Raw genomic sequence first — 22,519 nt, forward strand, 5'->3', positions numbered from 1 at the left:
GCGCTACATCCTCGGCACTGATGGCAGAAGCGGCCATGCCAGCACGCACCGCCAGTCGTCGTCCGTGGCATTCCAGGCTGTCCCGAGCACCGCCACGCCGGCGTTGTTGAATAGCCAGTCCACACCGCCCCACCGGTTCCAGCTGGCCTCGGCCAGCCGCTCCACGTCCGTGGCGTCGGACACGTCGCAACACTGTGCCAGGCAGGCGGCGCCTGCCGTCTCCACCAGCACCTGCGTGTGCGCCAGGATCTCTGCCTCGATGTCGGCCGCCACCACCGCCATGCCTTCGCGGGCACAGGCCAGCGCGAGCGCGCGTTCGATACCGCTGCCCGCGCCGGTGACAACGGCTACCTGGGGCGTCGGCATCAGAGACTCGCTCCGGACTTGCGGATCACCTCGCCCCACTTGGCGGCCTCGGCGGCCACGAAGGGGGCAAACTGCTCGTGCGGCATGCCCATCTTGACGCTCGAAACCGCGTCCAGGGACGCCGTGACCTCGGGCGAGTTCAGTGCCTGGCCCACCGCATCGGACAAGCGCTTGACGATGGGCGCAGGCGTGTTGGCTGGTGCAAAGACACCGCCCCAGTTCATGGCCACCACGCTGGGGATTCCGGCCTCGGCCATGGTGGGCACATTGGCGAGCACGGTCAGGCGGCTGGTGCTGGTGACGACCAGCGCGGCAATTTTCCCGTCCCGGATCTGCGCCCGGGAGGTCTGCACGTAGTCGAACATCACATCGAGGTTGCCGGCGATCAGATCGACCATGGCCGCCGTGCTCGACTTGTAGGGGATATGGTTGAAGCGCGCGCCGGTCTGGGTTTGCAATAGTTCCAGGCAAAGGTGCGCTGACGTACCGTTGCCACCAGACCCAAAGTTGAGTTTTCCTGGTTTCTGCTTGCCGAACGCGATCACATCGGCCATGGTGCTGAACTTCAGGCCTGGATGGGATACCAGAACGTTGGCGTTCCCCGTCAGACCGTGGATGGCCACGAAGTCCTTGACCGGGTCGTAGCGGATGTTCTTGAAGAGGGCGGTGTTGGTGCCCTGCGTGCCCTGCGTTCCGATCAGGAGGGTGTACCCGTCGGGCGCCGCACGGGCCACGAATTCGGCGCCGATGGACCCGCTCACACCGACCCGGTTGTCGATGACCATGGGCTGGCCCAGGTTGTCGCTCAGCGCCCGTGCGATCAAACGGGCCTGGACATCGACCACGCTTCCCGCGGAGAAGGGCACGACCAGTGTGATGGGGCGCTGCGGGTAAGCGTTCTGTGCAAATGCCGAGGGCGAGAGTGCCAAAGCACCCATGGATGCCGAGAAGTGGCGGCGGTTCATCATGGTCTTGTCTCCTTGTTGTGTGTTCGGCAGTGCCGCGTGTGAATGCAGCACCTCTCACCACATGATCGGAACCGAAGTGGCTTGCTGGAGCGTTTCGCCCTGCTTCAAACCATCGCGAACCCGCCGGATGCACCGATGGTCTGCCCCGTGATGAACAGCGCGCGGTCTGACGCCAGGAACGCGACGATGCCGGACACATCCGTTGGGCGGGAGAGGCGCCCCACGCCCTTGGAGATGGGGTATGCGTTGAGCATCTTGCCCAGCAGCTCGTTGTTTTCCACCGTGGCGTGGATGTTCAGCGGGCCGTCCTTGATGCCCTCGTGGGACACGGCGCCAAGGGCCACCGAGTTGACCGTGACGGCGTGGCGGCCGTGCTCCCGCGCGAGGGCCTTGGCGAACCCGGCAATCGCCGCCTTGGCGCCCGAGTAAACGGCCATGTTGGCCTCGCCGATGCGGCCTGCTTCCGAGATGATGTTGATGATGCGGCCCGTCTTGCGCCCGACCATGCCGGGCAGCACGGCGCGGCAGCAGTGCATGGTGCCGTAGACGTTGAGGTTCACGATCTTGGCCCAGTCCACCACGGGTGTATCCACGAAGGCGGGTGTGCGGCCACCTTTCTCGCGGCGCTCGGGAATGATCCCCGCGTTGTTCACCAGCACGGTGACGGGCGCGCCGAAGTGCTGGGCAGCACCTGCCACCATGGCATCGACCTCCTCCAGTTGGGTGATGTCCGCAGGCGCTGCATAGGCCTTTCCGCCAGCGGCGTTGATTTCATCAACCACCGCTTGGGCACGCTCGGCAAAAAGGTCGTTCACCACCACGCGCGCCCCTTCGGCTGCGAGTTCGATGCAAATTTGCCTGCCCACGCCTTGTCCGCCGCCAGTGACGAGAGCGACCTGTCCGTTCAATCCGAGTTCCATGGGATTCCTTTCGTGCGTGTTGTCTGAATGAAGTCACCAGTGCGGTATTGCACTAGCCGGTATTGCACTAGCGTCCTTTGAATTGGGGTTCGCGTTTCTCGACGAAGGCGCGCATGCCCTCGATGCGGTCTTCGCTGTCCACGATCATTGCGGCCGCGTAGCGTTCGTACTCCAGGCCCGAGTCCAGGTCGGTCTGCATGCCGCGGTTGATGGCGCGCTTGGCGAAACGGACTGCCAGCGGGGGGTGTTGCGCTATGCGCTGGGTCAGTTCCAGCGCAGCCGTCATCAGCTCGGCCTGCGGCACCACACGGCTGACCAGGCCGTAGCGCAGCGCCGTCTCTGCATCCACCAGGTCGGCCGTCAGGATCAGTTCCTTGGCCCGGGCTTCACCCACCAGCCGTGGCAGCCGCTGCGTGCCACCGGCCGCCGGGATGACTCCCAGCTTGATTTCTGGCAAGCCGAAGCGCGCGTGGGAGGCCGCGATGCGCAGGTCACAGCACAGCGCAATCTCCAGCCCGCCGCCCAGGGCCACGCCGTTGATGGCAGCGATGACGGGCTTCTCGAACTCTTCGATGTTGCGAAACAGTTCGTGGGTCGCCTTCTGGCGCACGAAGTACTCCGTGCCGCGCACCACATCGGTGGCGCGCTCCTTGATGTCGGCGCCCGCGCAGAACGCCTTGTCGCCGCTGCCGGTGATCAGAACCGCGCGCACTTGGTCGTCGTTGCGGGCCAGTTCGAAGAAGGCGCGGGCGAGGTCGGGCTTCATCGTGCTGCCCAGCGTGTTCATGCGGTCGGGCCGGTTGAGGGTGATCACGGCCACGCGGTCGCGCACCTCATAGAGCAATGTGCCCAGGTCCTGGATGTCAGGGGTAGTCATTGGATTGCTTTCCACAAAGAAGTGTGCGGCGCCGTCAGGCCGATGCCGACAGCACGTGGGCGACGGAGACCGAGCCGAGCCCGATCATGTGGGCCATGCCCCAGCGCGCGTTGGGGTGCTGGCGACCCTCCGCCTCGCCCCGCAGCTGGCGCGTGATTTCTGCCAACTGGCCGATGCCCGTGGGCCCGAGTGGGTGGCCCATGCCGATCAGGCCGCCCGATGCGTTGATGGCGCAGCGGCCACCGATGTGCGAAGTGCCACGCGCCAGATAGCGGGCGCCCTCGCCTGGGTCGCACACACCGATGGCTTCGCTGTACAACAGCTCTTCCACGGAGAAGGCGTCGTGCAGCTCCAGAAGATCGAGCTCCTTGGGCGCAATGCCCGCTTGTTCAAAAGCAGCCTCCGCGCTGGTGCGGACCAGCTCCACAGCGCTGTCGCCGTACTGCACCTCGGGGCGCTCGCTGCCTGCCACGGAAGCCTTCACGCGCACGCAGCGCCGCGCATCCAGTCCCAGCTTTCGGATGGCGTTGCCAGAAACCAGCATCACCGCCGCGGCCCCTTCGCCGCGTGGACAGCATTGCTGCACCGTGAGGTCGCCCACCACGCGCGGCGATGCGAGCACCTGCTCCAGCGTCCGGGGCTTGCGAAACTGAGCAAACGGATTGCGCGCTGCGTTGCCGTGGTTCTTCACCGCCACGCCGGCCATCTCCTCCACGGAGGCGCCGCGCTCGCGCAGGTAGGTGCGCGCCATCATCGCGAACTTCACCGCCGGAATGGTGGCGGTCTCGCTGAGCCTTTCCAGTCCGTCCTTGTTGGCAGCGCGGCGCCCGTCACCGTGCTTGTCCACGCCCACCGCCAGCACCACATCGCTCATGCCGCTAGCCACTTCCATGCATGCCTGCCGGAAAGCGAACGATCCAGAGGCCGACGCGTTTTCCACCTGCGTCACCGCCAGACCCGTGGATCCCAGGTGGCGCAGCATCACGCGGCCGGCGGCCATGCCAATCGAGGTTGTGCCCACGTAGGCACTCTGCACACGGGCCCAGGAAACACCCGAGTCCTCGAGTGCGGCACGCACAGCCCTGAGGCCCAGCTCGGTGTAAGGCGTCTCGGTGGGGAACTGATAGGGGTGCAGACCGACACCGGCGATGAACACACCGCCATGGGCATCCAGCCAGTTGCCTGAAGTGGATTGATTGGTATTGCTCACTGCACGGCTCCTTCATTCGCGGGCACAAAGCGGCAGGCGTAAACACCTTCTTCCCGCTTCACCTCGGCAACGGCACGAACCGCCATGCCGTGCTTCAGCGCCGTCTCGTCCCCAACGGCCATCACACCTTCTTCGACGATGCCGGGCGCGATGCGGATGTCTCCAGCAATGCTGGGCGCCGCCATGCCAGGCAACAGCGGCACGTGCAGGGTCACGAACTCCAGCAACTCTCCGCCCCCCGGGCGCGTGACGCGTTGCGCTCCGCTCAGCGGGTCTCCGCAGTGCATGCATCCCGGTGCGTTGGCAGGAAAACTCATCCCACCGCAGGCGCCGCACTGCGCAAAGAAGAAGTTGAGCGAGTGGCCGTCATCAGCCAGCTCATACAGAGTCGGCTGCAACGGCTTCAAGGAGGTCTTTGAATCGGTCATAGAAAGAAGGGGGTGAAAGGGAAAGGTGCGGGGGCGGGCATGTAGTGCCCGCGACCCCGTCAATCGAGCTTGGCGCCCGACTGCTGAACAACTGCACGCCACCGGGTCATCTCCGATTTCACGAAGGCACCCAGCTTGGCGTCGCGCAGGCCGGCGAGCGGGACACTGCCGAATTTCTCGGTGGCCTGCAGCATTTCGGGGTGAACGATGGCCTTGGCGATCTCGTCGCCCAGGCGCTTCACGATGTCCGGCGGCGTCTTGGCCGGAACGAACACCGCGCCCCAGGCCGTGGATTCCGCTTCGGGAACGCCCAGCTCGCCCACGGTGGGCACGTCGGGGGAGCTGGACAAACGCTTCTTGGAGGTGACCGCCAGCGCCTTGAGCTTGTTCGCCTGCACCTGGGGCAACACCACCGCCGGGTAGTCGAACATCAGGTCGATGCTCCCGGCCATCAGGTCGCTCAGTGCCGGCGCGCTGCCGCGGTACGGCACATGGGTCATCTTGATGCCCGCGGCGGTCTGGAACAACTCGGCCGTCAGGTGGGTGCCCGTGCCAGGCCCGGCAGAACCGTAATTGAGCTTGCCGGGATTGGCCTTGGCATAGGCGATCAGCTCGGGCACCGTCTTGAACGGGCGTGAGGGGTTGATCACCAGCATGAGCGGTGTTTCGGACATGGCATGCACGGGCACGAAGTCCGTCACGGGGTCGTAGCGCACGTTCTTGTACAGCGCCAGATTGGCGCCATGCGTTCCCTGCGTGCCGTAAATGATGGTGTAGCCGTCTGGCGGCTGGCGCGAAGCCGACTCCACACCGATGGAGCCACCGGCACCGGGACGGTTGTCCACCACCACCGACTGTCCCAGCTGTGCGCTGAGCAGCTTGGCCAAAAGCCGCGACGTGTTGTCCGTGATGCCCCCGGGTGGGAACGGCACCACGAAGGTGATGGGCTTGCTCGGCCACGCATCTCCTGCTGCATGCAGGACGCCAAAGGCCAACGAGGCAATGACAAAAACAATCAGTTCTCGGAAGGTTCTACGCATGCTTGTCTCCATTTTTGTTGCCACTTCATTGCGGCTGGTCGTAGAATACTTCAATATTTCGTAGAAATGCAAGCAATCTTGTGAGCTGCATTCAAAAGAAAATTTGAATCACATAAGGAATGGTCTGCTGCAATCGCGCTCACCTCAAAGTTATGATTCGTTGACATCTACGAAATACCGGAGAACTTATGCCCACCATTGTCCCCGCCGCTTCTCGCACCATGGCCCTGCTGGAGGTCTTTGCCCGGGAGCGCCGCGAACTCTCCAATTCAGACCTTGCGCGCCTGATGGACCTTCCCGAGAGCAGCTGCTCCGATCTGCTGCACACGCTGCATGAGTTGGGCTACCTGATGCGGACGGCGCGAACCCGACGCTTCTATCCAACGGCCCGTCTGCTCACGATTGCCAAAGGCATCGCTGCGGGTGATTCGCTCTACGCCGTGGCGTCCGAGGCGTGCGAGTTGCTGCGTGACAAGACGGGAGAGACAGGGATGTGCGGCCGCGTGGAGGCGGGCGTGGTCAAGGTGCTGGCGTTTGCCGAGGGAACTCATCCGCTGCGCTATGTGGAAAACGTGGGCAACAAGATTGCGTTGCACGTGTCCGCGCTGGGCAAGGCGGCGCTGTCGCTGGGTACACCCGAAGAAGCCGCACGCCAGCTGCGGCTCAAGCCGCTCAAGCAGATCGCCCCCGGGTCCATCACGGACCTCGCAGCACTGGAGGCACAGATCGAACAAGCACGCCAGCAAGGCTGGATCTGGGTGGAAAACGAAGGCTTCGACGGCCTGGCCGCCATCGCCGTCGCTGGCTACCTGGGCGATGAACCCCTCGCGCTGTCGATCGCCGGCCCCACCGAACGCCTTCGCCGTACCAAGGACGCCTGCCTGCAAGCCTTGCAAGAGGTGCAGGCACTTGTGTTCCACCCCCAGAACGCGGCTCCCACGCTGCGCGCCACGGCATCCGGCCGGCGCGGCGCGGGCGCCAAAGACACCACCGCCGCCTAGCGGCGGATCCATGCATTCAACCCAGGAGACATAGCCATGTATGCAACGATGAATTCCGAACAAGAAATGCTGCGCGACAGCGTGCGCCGCTTCATGAAAAGCGAAGTCGCTCCCCGCGTCGCCCAGCACGACAGGGACAAGACCTTTCCCTTCGAGCTTCTCAAGGAGCTGTCGCAGTTCGGATACATCGGCGGCAGGCTGCCCGAGGCCCTGGGCGGCATGGACATGGACCAGATGACCTGGGCGATGCTCATGGAAGAGGCGGGCTACACGTGGCTGTCGTTGCGTACGATGGTGAACATCACCAATGCGGCCATCAACAAGCTGGCCGCAGAGGCGAACGAGGAGCAGCGCGAACGCTTCCTGAAGCCCTTGCTGGCATCTGACCGCCGCGTGTTCAACGCCATCAGCGAGCCAGGCACGGGCTCCAACATCGCCCAGGTCCAGACCCGTGCAGACCTGCAGGGGGACCACTACGTCCTCAACGGCCGAAAACTGTGGATCACGAACGGGGCATTTGGCGACTTCGGCATCGTGGTCGCGCGTACGTTCAGCCCCGACTGCCAGGGGCAGCTCTCTACCTTCCTTGTGGAGCGCGAGGTGTCTCCGTATGAAGTGCGCAACGTCGACACGATGGTGCTGCGCAGCACCGGCACGGCGGAGCTGGCATTCGACAATGTCAAGGTGCCCCGCGAGAATCTGCTGGGCGAGGAAGGCAAGGCGCTCAAGAAGATGCTCATCGGCCTGGACGGCGCCCGTGTCAACATTGCCATGGGTGCGGTCGGCGCCGCGCAAGCGGCCCTCGACCTCTCGATCGACTATGCCCGCACCCGCACACAGTTCGGCAAGCCCATCGGCAGCTTCCAGCTGGTGCAAAAGCTCATCGTGGACATGACGATCCGGGTGGAAGCCGCACGCGCACTGAGCCTGCGTGCCGCTGCCGCGCTGGATGCCAATGCCGATGCGCGCACCGCCTGCTCCATTGCCAAGCTCTACGCCACCGAGGCTGCGCATGAAGTGGCCAGCATGGCACTGCAAGTGCATGGCGGGCTGGGTTACGCCACCGACTACCCCATTGAGCGCATCTTTCGCGACACGCGCGGCGGAACGATTCCCGAAGGCACCACCGAAGTGCAGACCTTGATCGCAGGTCGGGAAATCCTGGGCATCTCGGCGATTGCCTGAGCCTCCACGCCACCCCAATAACGACCAGGAGACAAGATTGACAGACCTTTCACGACTGATCCGCCCTCGCTCGATTGCCCTCGTGGGCGCCTCGGACCGCCCGCAAAGCATCGGCGAGCGCACGCTGACCAATCTGCTGGACCATTCCGAGTTCGACGGAGACATCTACCTCGTCAACCCGACCAAGGCGGAGATCCGCGGGCACCGTTGCTGGCCCAGCGTTGCGTCACTGCCAGCCACGCCCGACGTTGCTGTGATCGTGGTGCCCGCATCCGGCGTGCTGGCCGTGGCGGAGGAATGTGCCAACCGGGGCGTCCTTTTTGCCATCGTGTTGACATCGGGCTTTGGCGAGGCAGGCGAAGAAGGCGAACGCGCTCAGGTGCGCCTCAAGGAAATCGCCGACGCGGGCGGCATGCGCCTGTACGGGCCGAACTGCCCGGGCCTCACCAACGTCAACCACCGCCTGGGACTGACTTTCTCGCCATCCTTCCCGCACGACCTCGTCAAGGGTCCCATTGGCCTGGCCACGCAAGGTGGCGGCCTGGGGCGCAACGTGATGCAGGCCATGGACCGCGGCATTGGCATTGGCCTGTGGGCCTCCACCGGCAACGAGGTGGACTTGCAGGTGGCCGACTTCATCCATTACATGGCCGATGCACCCGACATCAAGGTGATCGTGACCCTGCTGGAAGGCATCAAGGATGGCGCGAAGTTCGTGGCTGCCGTGAACCGCGCAGCCGCCAATGGCAAGCCAGTCATTGCGCTCAAGGTCGGCAAGTCTGAGTACGGGCAAAAGGCGGCGCAATCGCACACAGCGTCCCTCACGGGGTCGGCCGAGGTGAACAGCGCGGTGTTCAGACAGTGCGGTGTGATCGAGGTCGATGACATCGACGAGCTTGTCGATGCAGCCTGGCTGTTCGCACGCGCGGAGCCGCCCCCAAGCGAAGGGGTGGCCATCTACACCTCTTCGGGCGGGACGGCGGCGTTGACGGCGGATGCTGTGGGCACCGCAGGCCTGACCCTCGCTCAGTTCACCCCGCACACGCGGGAGGTGCTGGCCTCGCTGCTGCCCGACTTCGCGGCGCTGGACAACCCGGTGGACACCACCGCCGCCGTGCTGAGCGATGCTGCGCTGATCGAAAAATCGCTGAGCGCGGTGGCCGTGGACCCGAACCTCGGTTGCGTGATCGTTCCGATTGCACTGGACTATGGCGACACCACGATCCAGCTGGCGCGCACCATCATCGCGGCGCAGAAAGGCTGCGCAACACCCATCATTCCCATCTGGATGAGTGACCGCATGGGGGAGGGGTATCGCATGCTGGTCGAAGGCGGTTTCGCCCCGCCGCGTTCGGTGGGCAAAGCCATCAAGGCCATTCAGCGCTGGGTTGAATATGGCCGCTGGAAGCGCTCGCGTGGCACCCAGCCGCCCATGCAGCCTGTGGTCGTTCTGCCGCCAGCCGCCGCCACCCTCAGCCTGTCTGAAGCGCAGGCCAAAGGCCAGCTGCAGGCTGCGGGGATCGGCCTGCTGCCCAACATGCTCGCGTCCACCATGGAAGAAGCGTTGGTGACCGCCAACGCCATGGGCTACCCCGTCGTGGCCAAGATCGCCAGCGAGCAGATCGTCCACAAGTCGGACATCGGCGGCGTCAAGGTGGGGCTGCAAAATGCCGACGAACTGCGCCAGGCCTGGGCGGACATCATGGACGCCGCGAAGCACCACCGGCCCGACGCGCACATCGACGGCCTGCTGATCGAGAAGATGGCGCCCCGCGGCGGGCTGGAGCTGATGGTCGGCGTTACGCGCGACCCGGTGTTCGGCCACGTGATGACCTTCGGCCTGGGGGGCATTTACGTGGAGATCCTGCGCGATGTGACACGCCGCATGTTGCCGCTCAGCGCCAGCGAGGCCGCGGCGATGGTGCGTGAGATGCGGTGCTTTCCCCTGCTGGAAGGTGCGCGCGGCCGCCCAGCGGCGGACCTGGAGGCGCTGCAGACGCTGCTGCTGCGCATCTCGGACTTCGTGATGCACAACGCTGGCCGCATCGAGGAAATGGACCTCAACCCGGTGTGGATTGGCGCCCGCGGAGAAGGCGTTTTGCCGCTGGACGCCGTGATCATCGAAAGAACCGCCGAAGGAGCGTCCGCATGACGGCCACCGCCGCCCGGCCGCCGTTGCAGTGCATCACGGTGGTGGATTTCAGCGAGCTGCTGCCGGGGCCGTTTCTGACGCAGAACCTGGCGGAGATGGGCGCACGCATCATCAAGATCGAGCGCCCGCCGCATGGCGACAACGCCCGTCACCTGGGCCAGGGCGCTTTCGAGGCCGTGAACCGGGGCAAGCAGAGCCTGTTGGTGGACCTCAAGGACGAAGCCCAGCGCGACAAGGTCCGCGAGCTGATCGCGTCGGCCGATGTCGTGGTCGAGTCCTACCGCCCTGGCGTGATGGCGCGCCTGGGCTTGGATGCCGCTTCGCTCTGCCAGGCGCATCCGCAACTCATCTATGTGTCTCTCAGCGGCTACGGCCAGACCGGTCCCTGGGCCGACCTGCCGGGGCATGACATCAACTACCTGGCTGCCGCGGGGGTGCTGGCCGTCTCGGGTACGCCGGACGGCGCACCCGCGCAGAGCTTCGGCCTGCCCGTGGCCGATCTGTGCGGAACCATGTACGCGCTGTCCGCCACACTCGCCGCGCTGTTTCAGCGCCAGGCCACCGGCCGGGGGCAGCATCTGGACGTGGCGCTGGCCGATTGCGCCTTGCACTGGATGAACCCGCGGCTGGGCGCCTACCGCTCCGCAGGCGCAGGCACGCTGCAAGCGCAGCGCGAGGCAACGCTGGTGAAGGCGGCTTACGGCGCCTTCCGGTGCAAGGATGGCCGCTACGTGTCGATTGCTGCGCTGGAGGATCATTTCTGGAAGCGCCTGTGTGCGGTGCTGGACCTGGCTCCCTTCGACGGCGCGAAGTACGCCACCCACAAGGCGAGAAAATCTGTGGCGGATGCGATCAACCTGCGCATCGAGCAGGCCATGCAGCACCTGGATTCGCACGAGGCCTTTGAACTGCTGTGCCGGCACGATGTGCCCGCCGCGCCAGTGGTGCCGCCCGCAGAGTTGGCCGCCCAGCCGCACTTTGCCTCACGCGGCAAATTCGCTCCCGGCGAAGACTTGCCCTTGGTCAGGTTCCCCGTTCCACTCGAGGGAATGGGCGGTGCGGACCTTGCAGGCGCACCGCAGCTCGGCAGTTCAGGCTGGTAGGCCATGGGCAGCGTCTTGCACACGCGGATCACCCGGCTGCTGGGGATCGACCACCCCATCCTGGGCGGCGGCCTCATGTGGCTGTCCGACGCACGGTACGTTGCCGCGCTGGTGAATGCGGGCTGCATGGGCTTCATCACGCCCCGGTCGTACGCCAGCGAAGCGGATTTCCGCGAAGCCCTTGCGCTGTGCTCGGAACTGACCCATGGCAAACGGTTTGGCGTCAACCTCACGCTCTCGCACCGGCCCGAAGCCAACACCATGATTCCGCGCTGGATGGATGCAGCCCTGACGCACGGCGTGAGGATCTTCGAGACAGCCGGACATGCACCGGCGGACCTCATCACCGCTCTTCACAAGGCAGATGCCATCGTCGTTCACAAAGCCTCGAACATCCGCCACGCTCTTTCGGCGGAGCGCGCTGGCGCCGATGCCATTGCCCTGGTCGGCATGGAGGAAGGCGGGCACCCGGGCATGAATGAGCTGCCCACGATGCTCATGGGGGCGCTGGCATACGGCCAGTTCAGCGTGCCGGTGGTGCTGGGCGGCGGCATCGGCCGCGGCAGGCAATTGGCTGCGGTGCTGGCCCAAGGGCTTGACGGCGTACTCGTCGGCAGCCGCTTCCTGGTGTGCGAGGAAATCCAGGCGCACCCCCGCTACAAAGAGCATCTGCTGACCTGCGACGAGCACTCCACGGTGCGGCTGCTGCAATCGCTGGGCACCACCTGGCGCGTGCTGCTCAACGACACTGCGCGCCAGGTTCAGGCCATCGAACGGGCAGGCGCCACCGAACACGCCGCGTTCGGCGACCTCATCAGCGGAACGGTCGCGCGCGACCGCTGCTACGCCGAGGGCGACTGGCGTCATGGCATGGCCTCCCTGGGGCCAGCCATCGCATTCGCCAAGCGTATCGAGCCGCTGCAGGCCATCGTGAACGGCCTGGTGGACGAAGCAGTGCAGGCCATCACGGCCCTGCGCACAGTGCATTCACTGGATTCAATGGAGCAAGAATGAACCGACTGCCTTTCATGGAGCGGCTGGTGGTGCCCGTCATTGCGGCCCCCATGCTACGTGTCTCGGGAATCGAACTGGTCTCCGCTGCCTGCGCCGCTGGCGTCATCGGCGCATTTCCCACGGCCAACTGCACGTCTCTGGACGAGTTCGAGACCTGGCTTCAGCGGCTTCAGCGCGAGGCCGAAGAACAGCCCAGCCGGGCGCCCTATTGCCCCAATCTCATCATGCGCCGCGACCCCGCACGCCTCAAGGCCGAAGCGGACTTGATCGTGCGCCACGGCGCAGAGCTGGTGATCACCAGCGTCGGGTCGCCCGCGTCGGTGATTCCCATCTTGCACGACGGCGGCTGCCTCGTGTTTGCCGATGTGGCCTCGCTGCACCATGCAGAGCGTGCTCTGGAGGCGGGCGTCGATGGCTTGGTGCTGCTCTCGTCCGGCGCGGGCGGGCACACCGGCTGGGCCAACCCGTTCGCTTTCGTGCGCGCCGTGCGCCAGCTGTTCGATGGCCCCATCGTGCTGTCAGGTGGCCTGTCCGACGGTGTGGCGTTGCGCGCAGCGACGGTCCTGGGTTGCGACCTGGGGTGCGTGGGAACGCGATTCATCGCCACCAAGGAAAGCCTGGCTGGGGGAGACTACAAGCAGATGCTTCTGGAAAGCTCCATGGACGATGTGCTTGCGACGCGTGCCTTTACGGGGTTGCCCGCGAACTTCTTGAAACCGTCCATCGTCCGTGTCGGACTCGACCCCGATGGACTGGACGAGACGGTATCCGTGCAGGAGGCCCGCAAGAAATTCGGAGGCGGATCTGAAGGACCCGTCATCCAACGGTGGTCGGATCTGTGGAGTGCGGGGCATTCGGTGTCGGGTGTGACGTCCCTGCCGACTGCCGCCGAACTGGTTCAGTCCATGAATGTGGAGTATCGGTCGTTCAAATAGCAGGACTCAGGCTCGAGGCCCTCCGAGGTCAGGCCTCCAGTCGTGCAATGCGCGACACCGCATCAGGCTACCCCACATGGGCACGCAGCCAGGCCACGATGTCGGCAGTCACCTCATCACGATTCGTCTCATTGAGGATTTCGTGGCGGGCAGCCGTGTACAGCTTGACTGTCACGTCGGTGATGCCTGCATCGCGGTAGCGCTGACCCAGCAGCTGAATCAGCGCACCGCCCCCCGCGAGCGGATCTGCGTCGCCAGAGGCAATGAAGATTGACAGGTCACTGCGGATACCTGCTAGCAGCGCTGGATCCGCCAGCCGGGAAGCCGGAGCGAACAGCGACGGGATCACATCGTCCGGCACATCCCACCCACACCACGGATCCGCTACATAGGCATCGACCTCCGCACCGTCCCGCGAAAGCCATTCGTATCCCGTACGGTGCTCAAAACCTGCGTTGAATGCCTCCAATCCGGCAGGCGCGTCTGCGGGAGCATTGGCCATCGCTGCGGCGAGCGCATCCAGCGCGGTTGAACCTGAGAGCAACACACCTGACCAGGTCGATGCGTGATCCAGGATCGCCGCCTGCGCCGCAAACGAACCCATCGAATGCCCAAACAGAAACAGCGGCAGGCCGGCGTGCTGCGTGCGCAGCAGTGCGCCGTACTGGGCCACATCGGCAATGAGCCCGCTGAAACCTGCGGCGCCAAAGTCCCCCAACCTGCCACCAGCGGTGCGCCCGTGCCCGCGATGATCCACGGCATGGACGATGAAGCCGGCAGCGTTCAAGGCCTTCGCAAAGCGGTCGTAGCGCTCGCCGTGCTCGGCTAGTCCGTGAGATATCTGCACGGCGCCCACGGGTTTGCCGGGGGTCTCGGCCCAGGTGTAGGTGATGACCGGGATGCCGTCTGCGCTAGACAGAAAGGAGGAGGATGTCGATGTGCTCATCGGGTCATTCTGGCATGGTGATCTGATCCAGGTGTTTCGGGCACATCACCTGCAGCCAGCCCTGCCTTTCCGTCACCATTCAACTGTTGTCTTCCGGTGAATTCATGGTCACCATTCACTTCAGCCAGCCCAGCATCCACTACCCGAACATGCCCCTTCCCCCTGTCCTCGACCGTTTCCTGCAAGCCCAGGATCCCGTCTGGCCCCGCGTGATCGCCGAGCTGCGGGCGGGCAAGAAGCGCACGCACTGGATGTGGTTTGTGTTCCCGCAGATCAAGGGACTGGGGCATAGCGACGTGGCCCAGCGCTATGCCATCCAGTCGCTGGCCGAGGCGCAGGCCTACCTGGCGCATCCAGTGCTTGCCGGCCGGCTGCGCGAGTGCTGCCAGATCCTGCTGGGCCTGGGGACGTGCTCGGCGCTGGATGTGTTTGGCACGCCGGACGATCTCAAGCTGCGCTCCAGCATGACGCTGTTTGGCGAAGTTTCTGCGCCGGGCAGCGTGTTTCACGCCATGCTGCAAAAGCATTTCGACGGGTGCAAAGACCCGCGTACCATCGAATTTTTCGATTGAAAATGGCATCTACCGCTTGTCCCATAAGCGTTGTTTGCTATTGATTTTGAATATTGCTCCTCTCTTTCTGGAACATGTGTGGCGCGCGTACGCATCCGATAGCCCGCGGACAGCGGTCGCACGTTCCAGCGCTGCTGCACTGCCCCTCAAGCGCCCCTGGGCAAAAACAGCGCGAACAGCATGGCAATGGCACCAGGGCCGATGAGATACAGCACGCCCTGTCCGCCCCACGTCGTCTCTACCGCAAGGAAAGCAGCGCGCCGAGAATGGGGCCTTCTATGGTGCCGATCCCTCCCCGCCAGCGCCATGAAGATCATTTAGGCCGTCCACCGCGCGCTGAAATAGGTTTTGGGCGGAGACATGAGGACTCGGCATCTTGAATGCTCCGATGGCGTGGTGCTGCTTGGTGTGACTAGCTGGCGCTGGCACTGGGGTACGCCGGAGGCTGGTCGCGCTGCGAGTGACATGTGGTCACCGGGCAGAGGGCGTCGGAGGCGGGCGCGGTGTGCCGAGTATCTCCAGCGCCTCTCTCGCGATCGCCAGCGACAGCTCTTCCTGCAGGATGCCGGCCTTGAGCACCAGGTGCTGCAGGCGGCGCTCTCGGCTCGCTTCCTTGCCCATGAAGTCGCGCTGTTCGATGCGCTGGTAGACGGCCAGCTTGTCCTCGTGCATGGCCTGCAGGCGGGCGATTTCCTTTTCCAGACCGGTGGGGCCGACGGCGGCCTCGGCGCGCAGGCGCACCATGAGTTCGTCGCGCAGGGGCGTGGGGTCCTGTTGCTCGGCGATCCAGCGGCGCAGTTCCTTGCGGCCCGCGGGCAGCAGGCGGAACTGGCGCTTGCGGCCGCGGCCCGTCTCGGCCGGCAGGGCCTCGATCCACCGTGCTTCTTCGAGCCGCGCCAGCTCGCGGTAGATCTGCTGGTGCGTGGCGTGCCAGAAGTAGCCGATGGACTTGTCGAAGCGCTCGGCGAGTTCCGAGCCCGAGCAGGGGTGCTCGACCAGGGCGGTGAGAAGGGCGTGGGGCAGGGACATCGGAAGAGGGCGCCGGAGAAAGCTGCGTAGTTCGCCATCTTGCCTGAATCGGGACTGCTCTCCATTGTTTACGCAACCAGTTGCATAAATGCGTGATGCTGGCTATATTTGTGCAACTGGTTGCATAAACAAGGAGACCCCCGATGAACGCCGTCCCGAAACCTGCCCCGGCTCCACAGGCTGCTGGTAGCGGCAGTCCCTATCCCCATCTGCATGCCCCGCTGGACCTGGGCTTCACCACGCTCAGGAACCGCGTGCTCATGGGCTCCATGCACGTGGGGCTGGAGGAGGTGGCCAACGGCTTCGAGCGCATGGCGGCCTTCTATGCCGAGCGGGCGCGTGGCGAGGTGGGGCTTATCGTGACCGGCGGCATTGCGCCCAACGAGCGCGGCCGGCCCATGCAGGGCGGGGCCATGCTGGTCAACGAACACGAGGCCGGGCAGCACCGCAAGGTGACGCAGGCCGTGCACGCCGAGGGCGGCAAGATCGCCATGCAGATCCTGCACTTCGGCCGCTATGCCTACCACCGCGACCTGGTGGCCCCGAGCGCGCTGCGCGCACCCATCAACCCCCACGTGCCGCACGCGCTCACGGCGGAAGAGGTGGAGCAGACCATCGAAGACTTCGCGCGCTGCGCCGCTCTGGCCCAGCACGCGGGCTACGACGGGGTGGAGGTCATGGGCTCCGAGGGCTACCTGATCAACGAGTTCATCGCAGCGCGCAGCAACCACCGCGATGACGAATGGGGCGGCAGCTATGCCAATCGCATGCGCTTTCCGGTGGAGATCGTGCGGCGCACGCGCGAGCGGGTGGGGCCGAATTTCATCATCATCTACCGCCTGTCCATGCTCGACCTGGTGGAGGGCGGCTCCACGCTGGCCGAGGTGATACAGCTCGCCCAGGCCATCGAGGCGGCGGGCGCCACCATCCTCAACACCGGCATCGGCTGGCACGAGGCGCGCATCCCCACCATCGCCACCAAGGTGCCGCGCGCGGCCTATGCGTGGGTGACGAAGCAGGTGATGGGGCGGGTGGGCATACCGCTCATCACCTCCAACCGCATCAACACGCCCGAGGTGGCCGAGCGCCTGCTGGCCGAGGGCTGCGCCGACATGGTCTCCATGGCGCGGCCGCTGCTGGCCGACGCCGATTTCGTGCGCAAGGCACGCCAGGGCCGGGCCGACGAGATCAACACCTGCATCGCCTGCAACCAGGCCTGCCTGGACCACACCTTCGGCGGCAAGATCACGAGCTGCCTGGTGAACCCGCGCGCCTGCCACGAGACGGAACTGGTTATCGCGCCCACCGCCGCCAAGAAGCGCATCGCTGTGGTCGGCGCCGGCCCTGCCGGCCTGAGCTTTGCCGTCACGGCCGCGCAGCGGGGCCATGCGGTGGTGCTGTTCGATGCGGGCAGCGAGATCGGCGGCCAGCTCAACATCGCCAAGCAGGTGCCGGGCAAGGAGGAGTTCTACGAGACCCTGCGCTACTACCGCCGCCAGCTGGAGCTGCATGGCGTGGAGGTGCGCCTTTCCACCCGCGTGGCCGCGCAGGAGCTGGTTGGCCAGGGCTATGACGAGGTGGTTGTGGCCACGGGCATCCGGCCGCGCACGCCCGACATCGACGGCATCACCCACCCCAAGGTGCTGAGCTACCTGGACGTGTTGCGCGACAAGCAGCCCGTGGGCCAGCGCGTGGCGGTGATCGGCGCGGGCGGCATCGGCTTCGACGTGGGCGAGTACCTCACGCACGAAGGCGAGAGCGGGGCCCTGGCGCCCGCCAAGTTCAACGACGAATGGGGCATCGACACCGCCTATGCCCAGGCTGGCGGCCTGCGCGCCGCGCAGGTGGAGGCGCCCGCGCGCCACGTGCATCTGCTGCAGCGCAAGGCCAGCAAGGTGGGCGACCAGCTGGGCAAGACCACGGGCTGGATCCACCGCACCTCGCTCAAGGCGCGCAACGTGGGCATGAGCTCGGGCGTGGCCTACGAGCGCGTGGACGACGCCGGTCTGCACATCACCATCGACGGCCAGCCGCGCGTGCTCGATGTCGACCACATCGTGGTCTGTGCCGGCCAGGAGCCGCTGCGCGAACTGTACGACGTGCTGCTGGCCGCGGGCCAGAGCGCGCACCTCATCGGCGGTGCCGATGTGGCCGCCGAGCTCGACGCCAAGCGCGCCATCCTGCAGGGCACGACGCTTGCAGCCTCGATCTGATTTCTTTGAAAACCACCCCAGGAGACATCCCATGACTGAAGCCTTGAAGAACATCCACCCCGCCGTCGCCCGCTCGCTCGACACCTGGCACCACATGGTGGCCAGCCGCGACCTGTCGAACCTGCTGAGCATCGTGCACCCGGACGCGGTGTTCCGCTCGCCCATGGCGAACACGGCCTACACCTCGGCCCCGGCGCTGATGCTGGCCCTGTCCACCGTGATCCAGGTGTTCGAAGACTTCACCTACCACCGCCAGCTGGCCACCGACGAGGGCCTGAACATCGTGCTGGAGTTCAGCGCGCGCGTGGGCGACAAGCAGCTCAAGGGCATCGATCTGGTGCGCTTCAATGAAGAGGGGCAGATCACTGAGTTCGAAGTCATGGTGCGCCCCCTGAGCGGCCTGCAGGCGCTGGGTGCCGAAATGGGCGCGCGGCTGGGTGACAAGCTCCCAGCGTTCAAAGCCAAGGCCTGATGCGTTCATAAAAAGAAGAGACAGGAGACAAGCCCATGACCGCCACCGCCGCACCGCCAGCGTCCTCGCCCTGGGAAGGGTCCTACCCCGAGGCCCTGCGCAACTACCGGCTCGACCTGGCGGCACTGCCCGCCAACGCCGTGCACCTGGCCACGCAGGCCGCCACCGACCATGGGGACCAGCCCGCCTTCACCTTCGTGCTGCCCACGGGCGCCAACGTGGTGCGTAGCTTCAAGGAGATCGATGCGCTGTCGGACGCCTTTGCCGTCTGGCTGGTGCGCGAGCAGGGGTTGCAGGCGGGAGAGGTGCTCGCGCTGCAGATGCCCAACTGCCTGCATTACCCGATTGCGGTGTTCGGCGCGTGGAAGGCCGGGCTCATCGTGACCAACGTGAACCCGCTGTACACCGGGCGCGAGCTGCGCCTGCAGCTCGAAGACAGCGGTGCCAAGCTGCTGCTGGTGTGTGACCTGTTCCTGCCGGTGGCACAGCCTGTGGCCGAGGCGCTGGGCGTGCCCGTGATCACCGCCAGCCTGTGGGACTTCTTTGAGGAACCGGTGGCATCAGCCATCCGCGCCAAGATGGCCGGTCCTGCGGACTCCACCGCGGCGCCGCTGCCGCGCATGGCCGACGCGCTGGTGCGCGGGCAGGCGCTGGAGCCCGTCGAACACCGCAGCCACCCCGTGGCGGTGTACCAGTACACGGGCGGCACCACCGGGCGCAGCAAGGGGGCGGTGATCACGCACGGCAACATCCTGGCCACCTTGCGCATCACGCGCGATTTTCTCGACGCCTACGACGGGCCGAAGCAGGGCGAGACGATGCTCACCGTGCTGCCCATGTACCACGTGTTCGCCTTCATGGTGAACTTCCTGGTGTTCTTCGAGGTCGGTGCACGCAACGTGCTGGTGCCCAACCCGCGCCCCATGTCCAACCTGCAAAAGACCTTCGAGCAGTTCGACGTGCAGTGGACTGCCGGCGTGGACACGCTGTTCGCCGGCCTGCTGGCCGAGCCCTGGTTCCAGGCCAGGCCACCGAAGCTGCGCTACGCCTTCTCGGGTGGCACGGCCCTGCGCACGTCGACCGCGCAGGCCTGGCAGGCGGTGGTCTGCCCCATCCTGGAGGGCTACGGCATGACCGAGACATCGTGCATCGTCTCGTGCAACCCGCCCTCGGCTACGCCGCGCCTGGGCACCGTGGGCGTGCCCATGCCGGGCTGCCGGGTGCGCATCGTCGATGACCAGGGGCGCGATCTGCTTCAGGGCGAGCGCGGCGAGTTGCTGGTGCAGGGCCCGCAGGTGGTGGCCGGCTACCTGCATGCGCAGGAAGATAGTGCCAGCGCGATCCGGAACGGCTGGCTGCACACGGGCGACATTGCGCAGCTGGAGGAGGGCGGTTTCATCCGCATCGTCGACCGCAAGAAGGACATGATTCTGGTGTCCGGCTTCAACGTCTACCCGAACGAGGTGGAAGACGTGCTCGCGGCCCACACCGACATCGCCGAGGCCGCCGTCATCGGTGTGCCGGATGCCGGCACCGGCGAGGCCGTGCGCGCCTTCGTGGTCGCGCGCAACCCGGCGCTCACGCCCGAGGACGTGGAGCGCCACTGCCGCACCCAGCTCACGGCCTACAAGGTGCCACGCCAGATCGTTTTCCGCGAGCAATTGCCCAAGTCGCCGGTGGGAAAGATCCTCAGGGCGTCGCTGCGCGAAGAGGCCTGAAAGGGGTCTGAGCAACGGCCTGGTCTGCAGCGGTGAGGCCAGGCCTTGCAGCTACCGAACAGTCGATGGAATGATGTTGGTGGTGCCAAGAACGATCAAGCCCTTGCGAGCGGTGGGGCGGGCCGAAGCGGTGATCCCCGGGGGAAATGCCGTGTCCCCGGTGTGATCTATTTCTCCGCACATGGATCACGTGGCAGCGCAGCAATGAACACTGAATCCATATCCCTCATCACAATAGCTGTTGTCTATTGACAAAATATTACAAATCTACTGACCATAACGCAGATGAACATTGGGGGACTGCGATGGGTTTTCAGAACATGACGATGCGGGCGAGGTTGGCACTGTCGTTTGGCTTGATGGTGGTGCTTATCGTGGTCCTGTCCGCGTTCGCCATCAAGGACATGAGCAGCGCCAAGACGCAATTTCATGACTTCGTGACCGGTATCGACGCACGGGCACATGTGGCCCAAGGAATACGGAGCGCCGTCGACGCGCGCGCCGTGGCCGCCCGGAACATGGTGCTGGCGACCAAGCCTGCAGAACGCGACGCGGAAAAGGCGGCTGTCGTCAAAGCCCACGAAGACGTCCAAAAACGCCTGGCCCTGCTCAAACAGGCGGTAGAAGGCCCAGGCATTCCAGCCAACGTCAGGACGCTGGTGGCCGAACTCGCAAAGATCGAGCAGTCATATGGGCCGGTGGCCCTGTCCATCGTCGATTTGGCGATGGCCGACAAAAAGGACGAAGCCATTGCGAAAATCAATGACGAGTGCCGGCCGCTTCTCGCCGCCCTGATTGCCAAGACCGACGAGTACCAAAAGACAACCGATGAGCGCTCCAAACAGCTGGTGGATTCCTCCGAGGCCGATTTCGAATTCCAGCGCCGGCTCTTGATCGGCCTGGCATTGCTGGCCACCGTGATGGCGGTGGCATGCGGGGTGGCCATCACCCGCGGAGTGCTGAGGGCCCTGGGTGCCGAGCCCGATGCACTGAGCAGTGCCGCCAGCAAGGTGGCGGGCGGCAACCTGTCCAGCATTGCGGGGGCGAGCGCAGCCCCCGGCGGCAGCGTGCTGGCATCGCTGAGTGCCATGCAGCAGAACCTGGCCAGCATCGTGAGCAAGGTACGGGGCGCCACCGACTCCATCTCCACCGGCACGAGCGAGATCGCCATGGGCAACGCAGACCTGAGCCAGCGCACCGAAGAGCAGGCCAGCGCTTTGCAGCAGACCGCCGCCACCATGGAAGAGTTCACCTCCACGATCCGCAACAACGCCGAGAACGCCAAGATGGCCGATCAGCTGGCCATCAGCGCATCCGCCGTGGCCACACGGGGCGGCGAGGTGGTCTCCAAGGTCGTCACCACCATGCGGGACATCAACGACAGCTCGCGCAAGATCTCGGACATCATCGGTGTGATCGATGGCATCGCCTTCCAGACCAATATCCTGGCGCTGAACGCCGCGGTAGAGGCAGCCCGCGCCGGCGAGCAGGGCCGAGGCTTTGCGGTGGTGGCCACCGAGGTGCGCAATCTCGCGCAGCGCAGCGCCAGCGCCGCCAAGGAGATCAAGGCGCTGATCAACGAAAGCGTGGAGAAGGTGTCCGTGGGCACGGGCCTGGTGGATCAAGCCGGGCAGACCATGGTCGAGGTTGTGGGCGCGATCAAGCGGGTGACGGACATCGTGGGCGAGATCAGCTCCGCCAGCTCCGAGCAGAGCACGGGCATTTCCCAGATCGGCCAGGCCGTCAACCAGATGGACCACGCCACGCAGCAGAACGCGGCTCTGGTGGAGCAAAGCGCCGCCGCCGCCAAGAGCCTGGAGCTGCAGGCCCAGCAACTCACCGAAGCCGTGAGCACCTTCCAACTGGAGGATGCGCCTGGAGCTACGCTGAATCGTCCTTCGGCACGCGCCGTTCCCCGCGCGCTTCTCGAACAAGCTTAAGCGGCAGGAGGTGAGCGGTCGCTGTGGCCGTTCAGCAGAGACGCCTTGAGAGCCCGGGAGTCGTCATGCGCCCTGTCGCGAGGAATGGCCTCCTACTAAAACCTGGGCGCTTCATGTTGGCCCTCGCTGTGATGGCGCTTACTACATATCCGCACTGAGGGATGACATGGGCATTCAATCGGACCGTCCGTAGCGTCCGCTCACCTCAACGCTCAGCATCGCCTCTACCCCATGCAGTCAGTCTGTCAGTTACTGGACGCGGCAAAGCTGGGTGCCGAATCTCGCATAGAACCATGCGCGTGGCGTCAGCACGTCGATGATCGAGAGATCGTTGGAGCCTGCGCACCGTGCTGGCGCAAAGGTATTTGAGGTCCGACAAACTGAGCTTTACCCCGAGCGCGATGGGCTCTTCGCTTGGTACAAGAGCTGC

General features: G+C 65.3%; 20 protein-coding genes. 11 read left to right on the top strand and 9 right to left on the bottom strand.

The window, feature by feature from the left end:
- Positions 1 to 3 precede the first annotated feature (3 nt).
- The 7 genes from AC07PV_RS12785 to AC07PV_RS12815 form a co-directional block, all read right to left on the bottom strand.
- Positions 4 to 366, bottom strand: coding sequence for an SDR family NAD(P)-dependent oxidoreductase (locus tag AC07PV_RS12785; protein WP_492244392.1), 363 nt, complete (start codon positions 364 to 366; stop codon positions 4 to 6).
- The gene (locus AC07PV_RS12790) at positions 366 to 1,334 is read right to left on the bottom strand and encodes a Bug family tripartite tricarboxylate transporter substrate binding protein (protein ID WP_494630428.1); all 969 of its coding nucleotides are present in this window, start codon (positions 1,332 to 1,334) and stop codon (positions 366 to 368) included. Before AC07PV_RS12790 ends, AC07PV_RS12785 begins: the two co-directional genes overlap by 1 nt.
- A gap of 104 nt (positions 1,335 to 1,438) precedes the next feature.
- Positions 1,439 to 2,254 carry an SDR family NAD(P)-dependent oxidoreductase gene (locus AC07PV_RS12795; RefSeq protein WP_492254657.1) on the bottom strand — a complete coding sequence of 272 codons (816 nt, stop codon included), beginning with the start codon at positions 2,252 to 2,254 and terminating at the stop codon, positions 1,439 to 1,441.
- 67 nt (positions 2,255 to 2,321) lie between these two features.
- Positions 2,322 to 3,131, bottom strand: coding sequence for an enoyl-CoA hydratase/isomerase family protein (locus AC07PV_RS12800; RefSeq protein WP_218293363.1), 810 nt, complete (start codon positions 3,129 to 3,131; stop codon positions 2,322 to 2,324).
- 34 nt (positions 3,132 to 3,165) lie between these two features.
- The gene (locus AC07PV_RS12805) at positions 3,166 to 4,341 is read right to left on the bottom strand and encodes a thiolase family protein (RefSeq protein ID WP_494630429.1); all 1,176 of its coding nucleotides are present in this window, start codon (positions 4,339 to 4,341) and stop codon (positions 3,166 to 3,168) included.
- Positions 4,338 to 4,769 carry a PhlB family protein gene (locus AC07PV_RS12810; protein WP_255591222.1) on the bottom strand — a complete coding sequence of 144 codons (432 nt, stop codon included), beginning with the start codon at positions 4,767 to 4,769 and terminating at the stop codon, positions 4,338 to 4,340. The genes AC07PV_RS12805 and AC07PV_RS12810 overlap by 4 nt, the downstream gene beginning before the upstream one ends.
- A gap of 59 nt (positions 4,770 to 4,828) precedes the next feature.
- Positions 4,829 to 5,809: a Bug family tripartite tricarboxylate transporter substrate binding protein gene (locus AC07PV_RS12815; RefSeq protein WP_218340388.1), complete on the bottom strand. Its 981-nt coding sequence runs from the start codon at positions 5,807 to 5,809 to the stop codon at positions 4,829 to 4,831.
- Between the two features lie 188 nt (positions 5,810 to 5,997).
- Between AC07PV_RS12815 and AC07PV_RS12820 the strand changes: the two genes are divergently transcribed.
- Genes AC07PV_RS12820 through AC07PV_RS12845 form a run of 6 tightly spaced genes read left to right on the top strand, consistent with a single transcriptional unit; the run spans position 5,998 to position 13,199 of the window.
- Positions 5,998 to 6,810 (top strand): IclR family transcriptional regulator, encoded by an 813-nt coding sequence (locus tag AC07PV_RS12820; protein ID WP_218293366.1) that lies wholly within the window; start codon positions 5,998 to 6,000, stop codon positions 6,808 to 6,810.
- A 36-nt stretch (positions 6,811 to 6,846) separates the two neighbouring features.
- Complete coding sequence (locus AC07PV_RS12825; RefSeq protein WP_255591221.1) at positions 6,847 to 7,995, top strand: acyl-CoA dehydrogenase family protein; 1,149 nt, start codon at positions 6,847 to 6,849, stop codon at positions 7,993 to 7,995.
- Positions 7,996 to 8,032: 37 nt separating this feature from the next.
- A complete protein-coding gene (locus tag AC07PV_RS12830; RefSeq protein WP_218340387.1) occupies positions 8,033 to 10,147 on the top strand; it encodes an acetate--CoA ligase family protein in 2,115 nt (704 codons plus the stop codon).
- Positions 10,144 to 11,250, top strand: coding sequence for a CaiB/BaiF CoA transferase family protein (locus AC07PV_RS12835; RefSeq protein WP_492244398.1), 1,107 nt, complete (start codon positions 10,144 to 10,146; stop codon positions 11,248 to 11,250). The genes AC07PV_RS12830 and AC07PV_RS12835 overlap by 4 nt, the downstream gene beginning before the upstream one ends.
- 3 nt (positions 11,251 to 11,253) lie before the next feature.
- On the top strand, positions 11,254 to 12,264 hold the full coding sequence (locus AC07PV_RS12840; protein ID WP_218293369.1) for an NAD(P)H-dependent flavin oxidoreductase: 1,011 nt from the start codon (positions 11,254 to 11,256) through the stop codon (positions 12,262 to 12,264).
- Positions 12,261 to 13,199 (top strand): NAD(P)H-dependent flavin oxidoreductase, encoded by a 939-nt coding sequence (locus AC07PV_RS12845; RefSeq protein WP_218293370.1) that lies wholly within the window; start codon positions 12,261 to 12,263, stop codon positions 13,197 to 13,199. The genes AC07PV_RS12840 and AC07PV_RS12845 overlap by 4 nt, the downstream gene beginning before the upstream one ends.
- Before the next feature lie 67 nt (positions 13,200 to 13,266).
- Here AC07PV_RS12845 and AC07PV_RS12850 read toward each other — a convergent pair whose 3' ends face one another.
- Positions 13,267 to 14,145: an alpha/beta fold hydrolase gene (locus tag AC07PV_RS12850; RefSeq protein ID WP_218293371.1), complete on the bottom strand. Its 879-nt coding sequence runs from the start codon at positions 14,143 to 14,145 to the stop codon at positions 13,267 to 13,269.
- Positions 14,146 to 14,294: 149 nt separating this feature from the next.
- Here AC07PV_RS12850 and AC07PV_RS12855 point away from each other — a divergent pair, with 149 nt between their 5' ends.
- On the top strand, positions 14,295 to 14,717 hold the full coding sequence (locus tag AC07PV_RS12855) for a DUF1810 domain-containing protein (protein ID WP_492244510.1): 423 nt from the start codon (positions 14,295 to 14,297) through the stop codon (positions 14,715 to 14,717).
- A gap of 471 nt (positions 14,718 to 15,188) precedes the next feature.
- On the opposite strand, the gene AC07PV_RS12860 is transcribed toward AC07PV_RS12855, so the two are convergent.
- Entirely contained in the window at positions 15,189 to 15,746 is a 558-nt protein-coding gene (locus AC07PV_RS12860) for a PadR family transcriptional regulator (RefSeq protein WP_492805489.1), read from the bottom strand.
- Positions 15,747 to 15,889: 143 nt separating this feature from the next.
- Between AC07PV_RS12860 and AC07PV_RS12865 the strand changes: the two genes are divergently transcribed.
- From AC07PV_RS12865 to AC07PV_RS12880, 4 genes are all read left to right on the top strand, one after another.
- Positions 15,890 to 17,959, top strand: a complete 2,070-nt coding sequence (locus AC07PV_RS12865) for an oxidoreductase (protein ID WP_492254665.1) — start codon at positions 15,890 to 15,892, stop codon at positions 17,957 to 17,959.
- Positions 17,960 to 17,990: 31 nt separating this feature from the next.
- Positions 17,991 to 18,431, top strand: a complete 441-nt coding sequence (locus AC07PV_RS12870; RefSeq protein ID WP_492244401.1) for a nuclear transport factor 2 family protein — start codon at positions 17,991 to 17,993, stop codon at positions 18,429 to 18,431.
- Positions 18,432 to 18,466: 35 nt separating this feature from the next.
- Positions 18,467 to 20,149: an AMP-binding protein gene (locus AC07PV_RS12875; protein ID WP_494630431.1), complete on the top strand. Its 1,683-nt coding sequence runs from the start codon at positions 18,467 to 18,469 to the stop codon at positions 20,147 to 20,149.
- 305 nt (positions 20,150 to 20,454) lie between these two features.
- Positions 20,455 to 22,089, top strand: coding sequence for a methyl-accepting chemotaxis protein (locus AC07PV_RS12880; protein ID WP_494630432.1), 1,635 nt, complete (start codon positions 20,455 to 20,457; stop codon positions 22,087 to 22,089).
- Positions 22,090 to 22,519: the final 430 nt, after the last annotated feature.

The organism is Acidovorax sp. GW821-FHT09A11 (assembly GCF_059418365.1).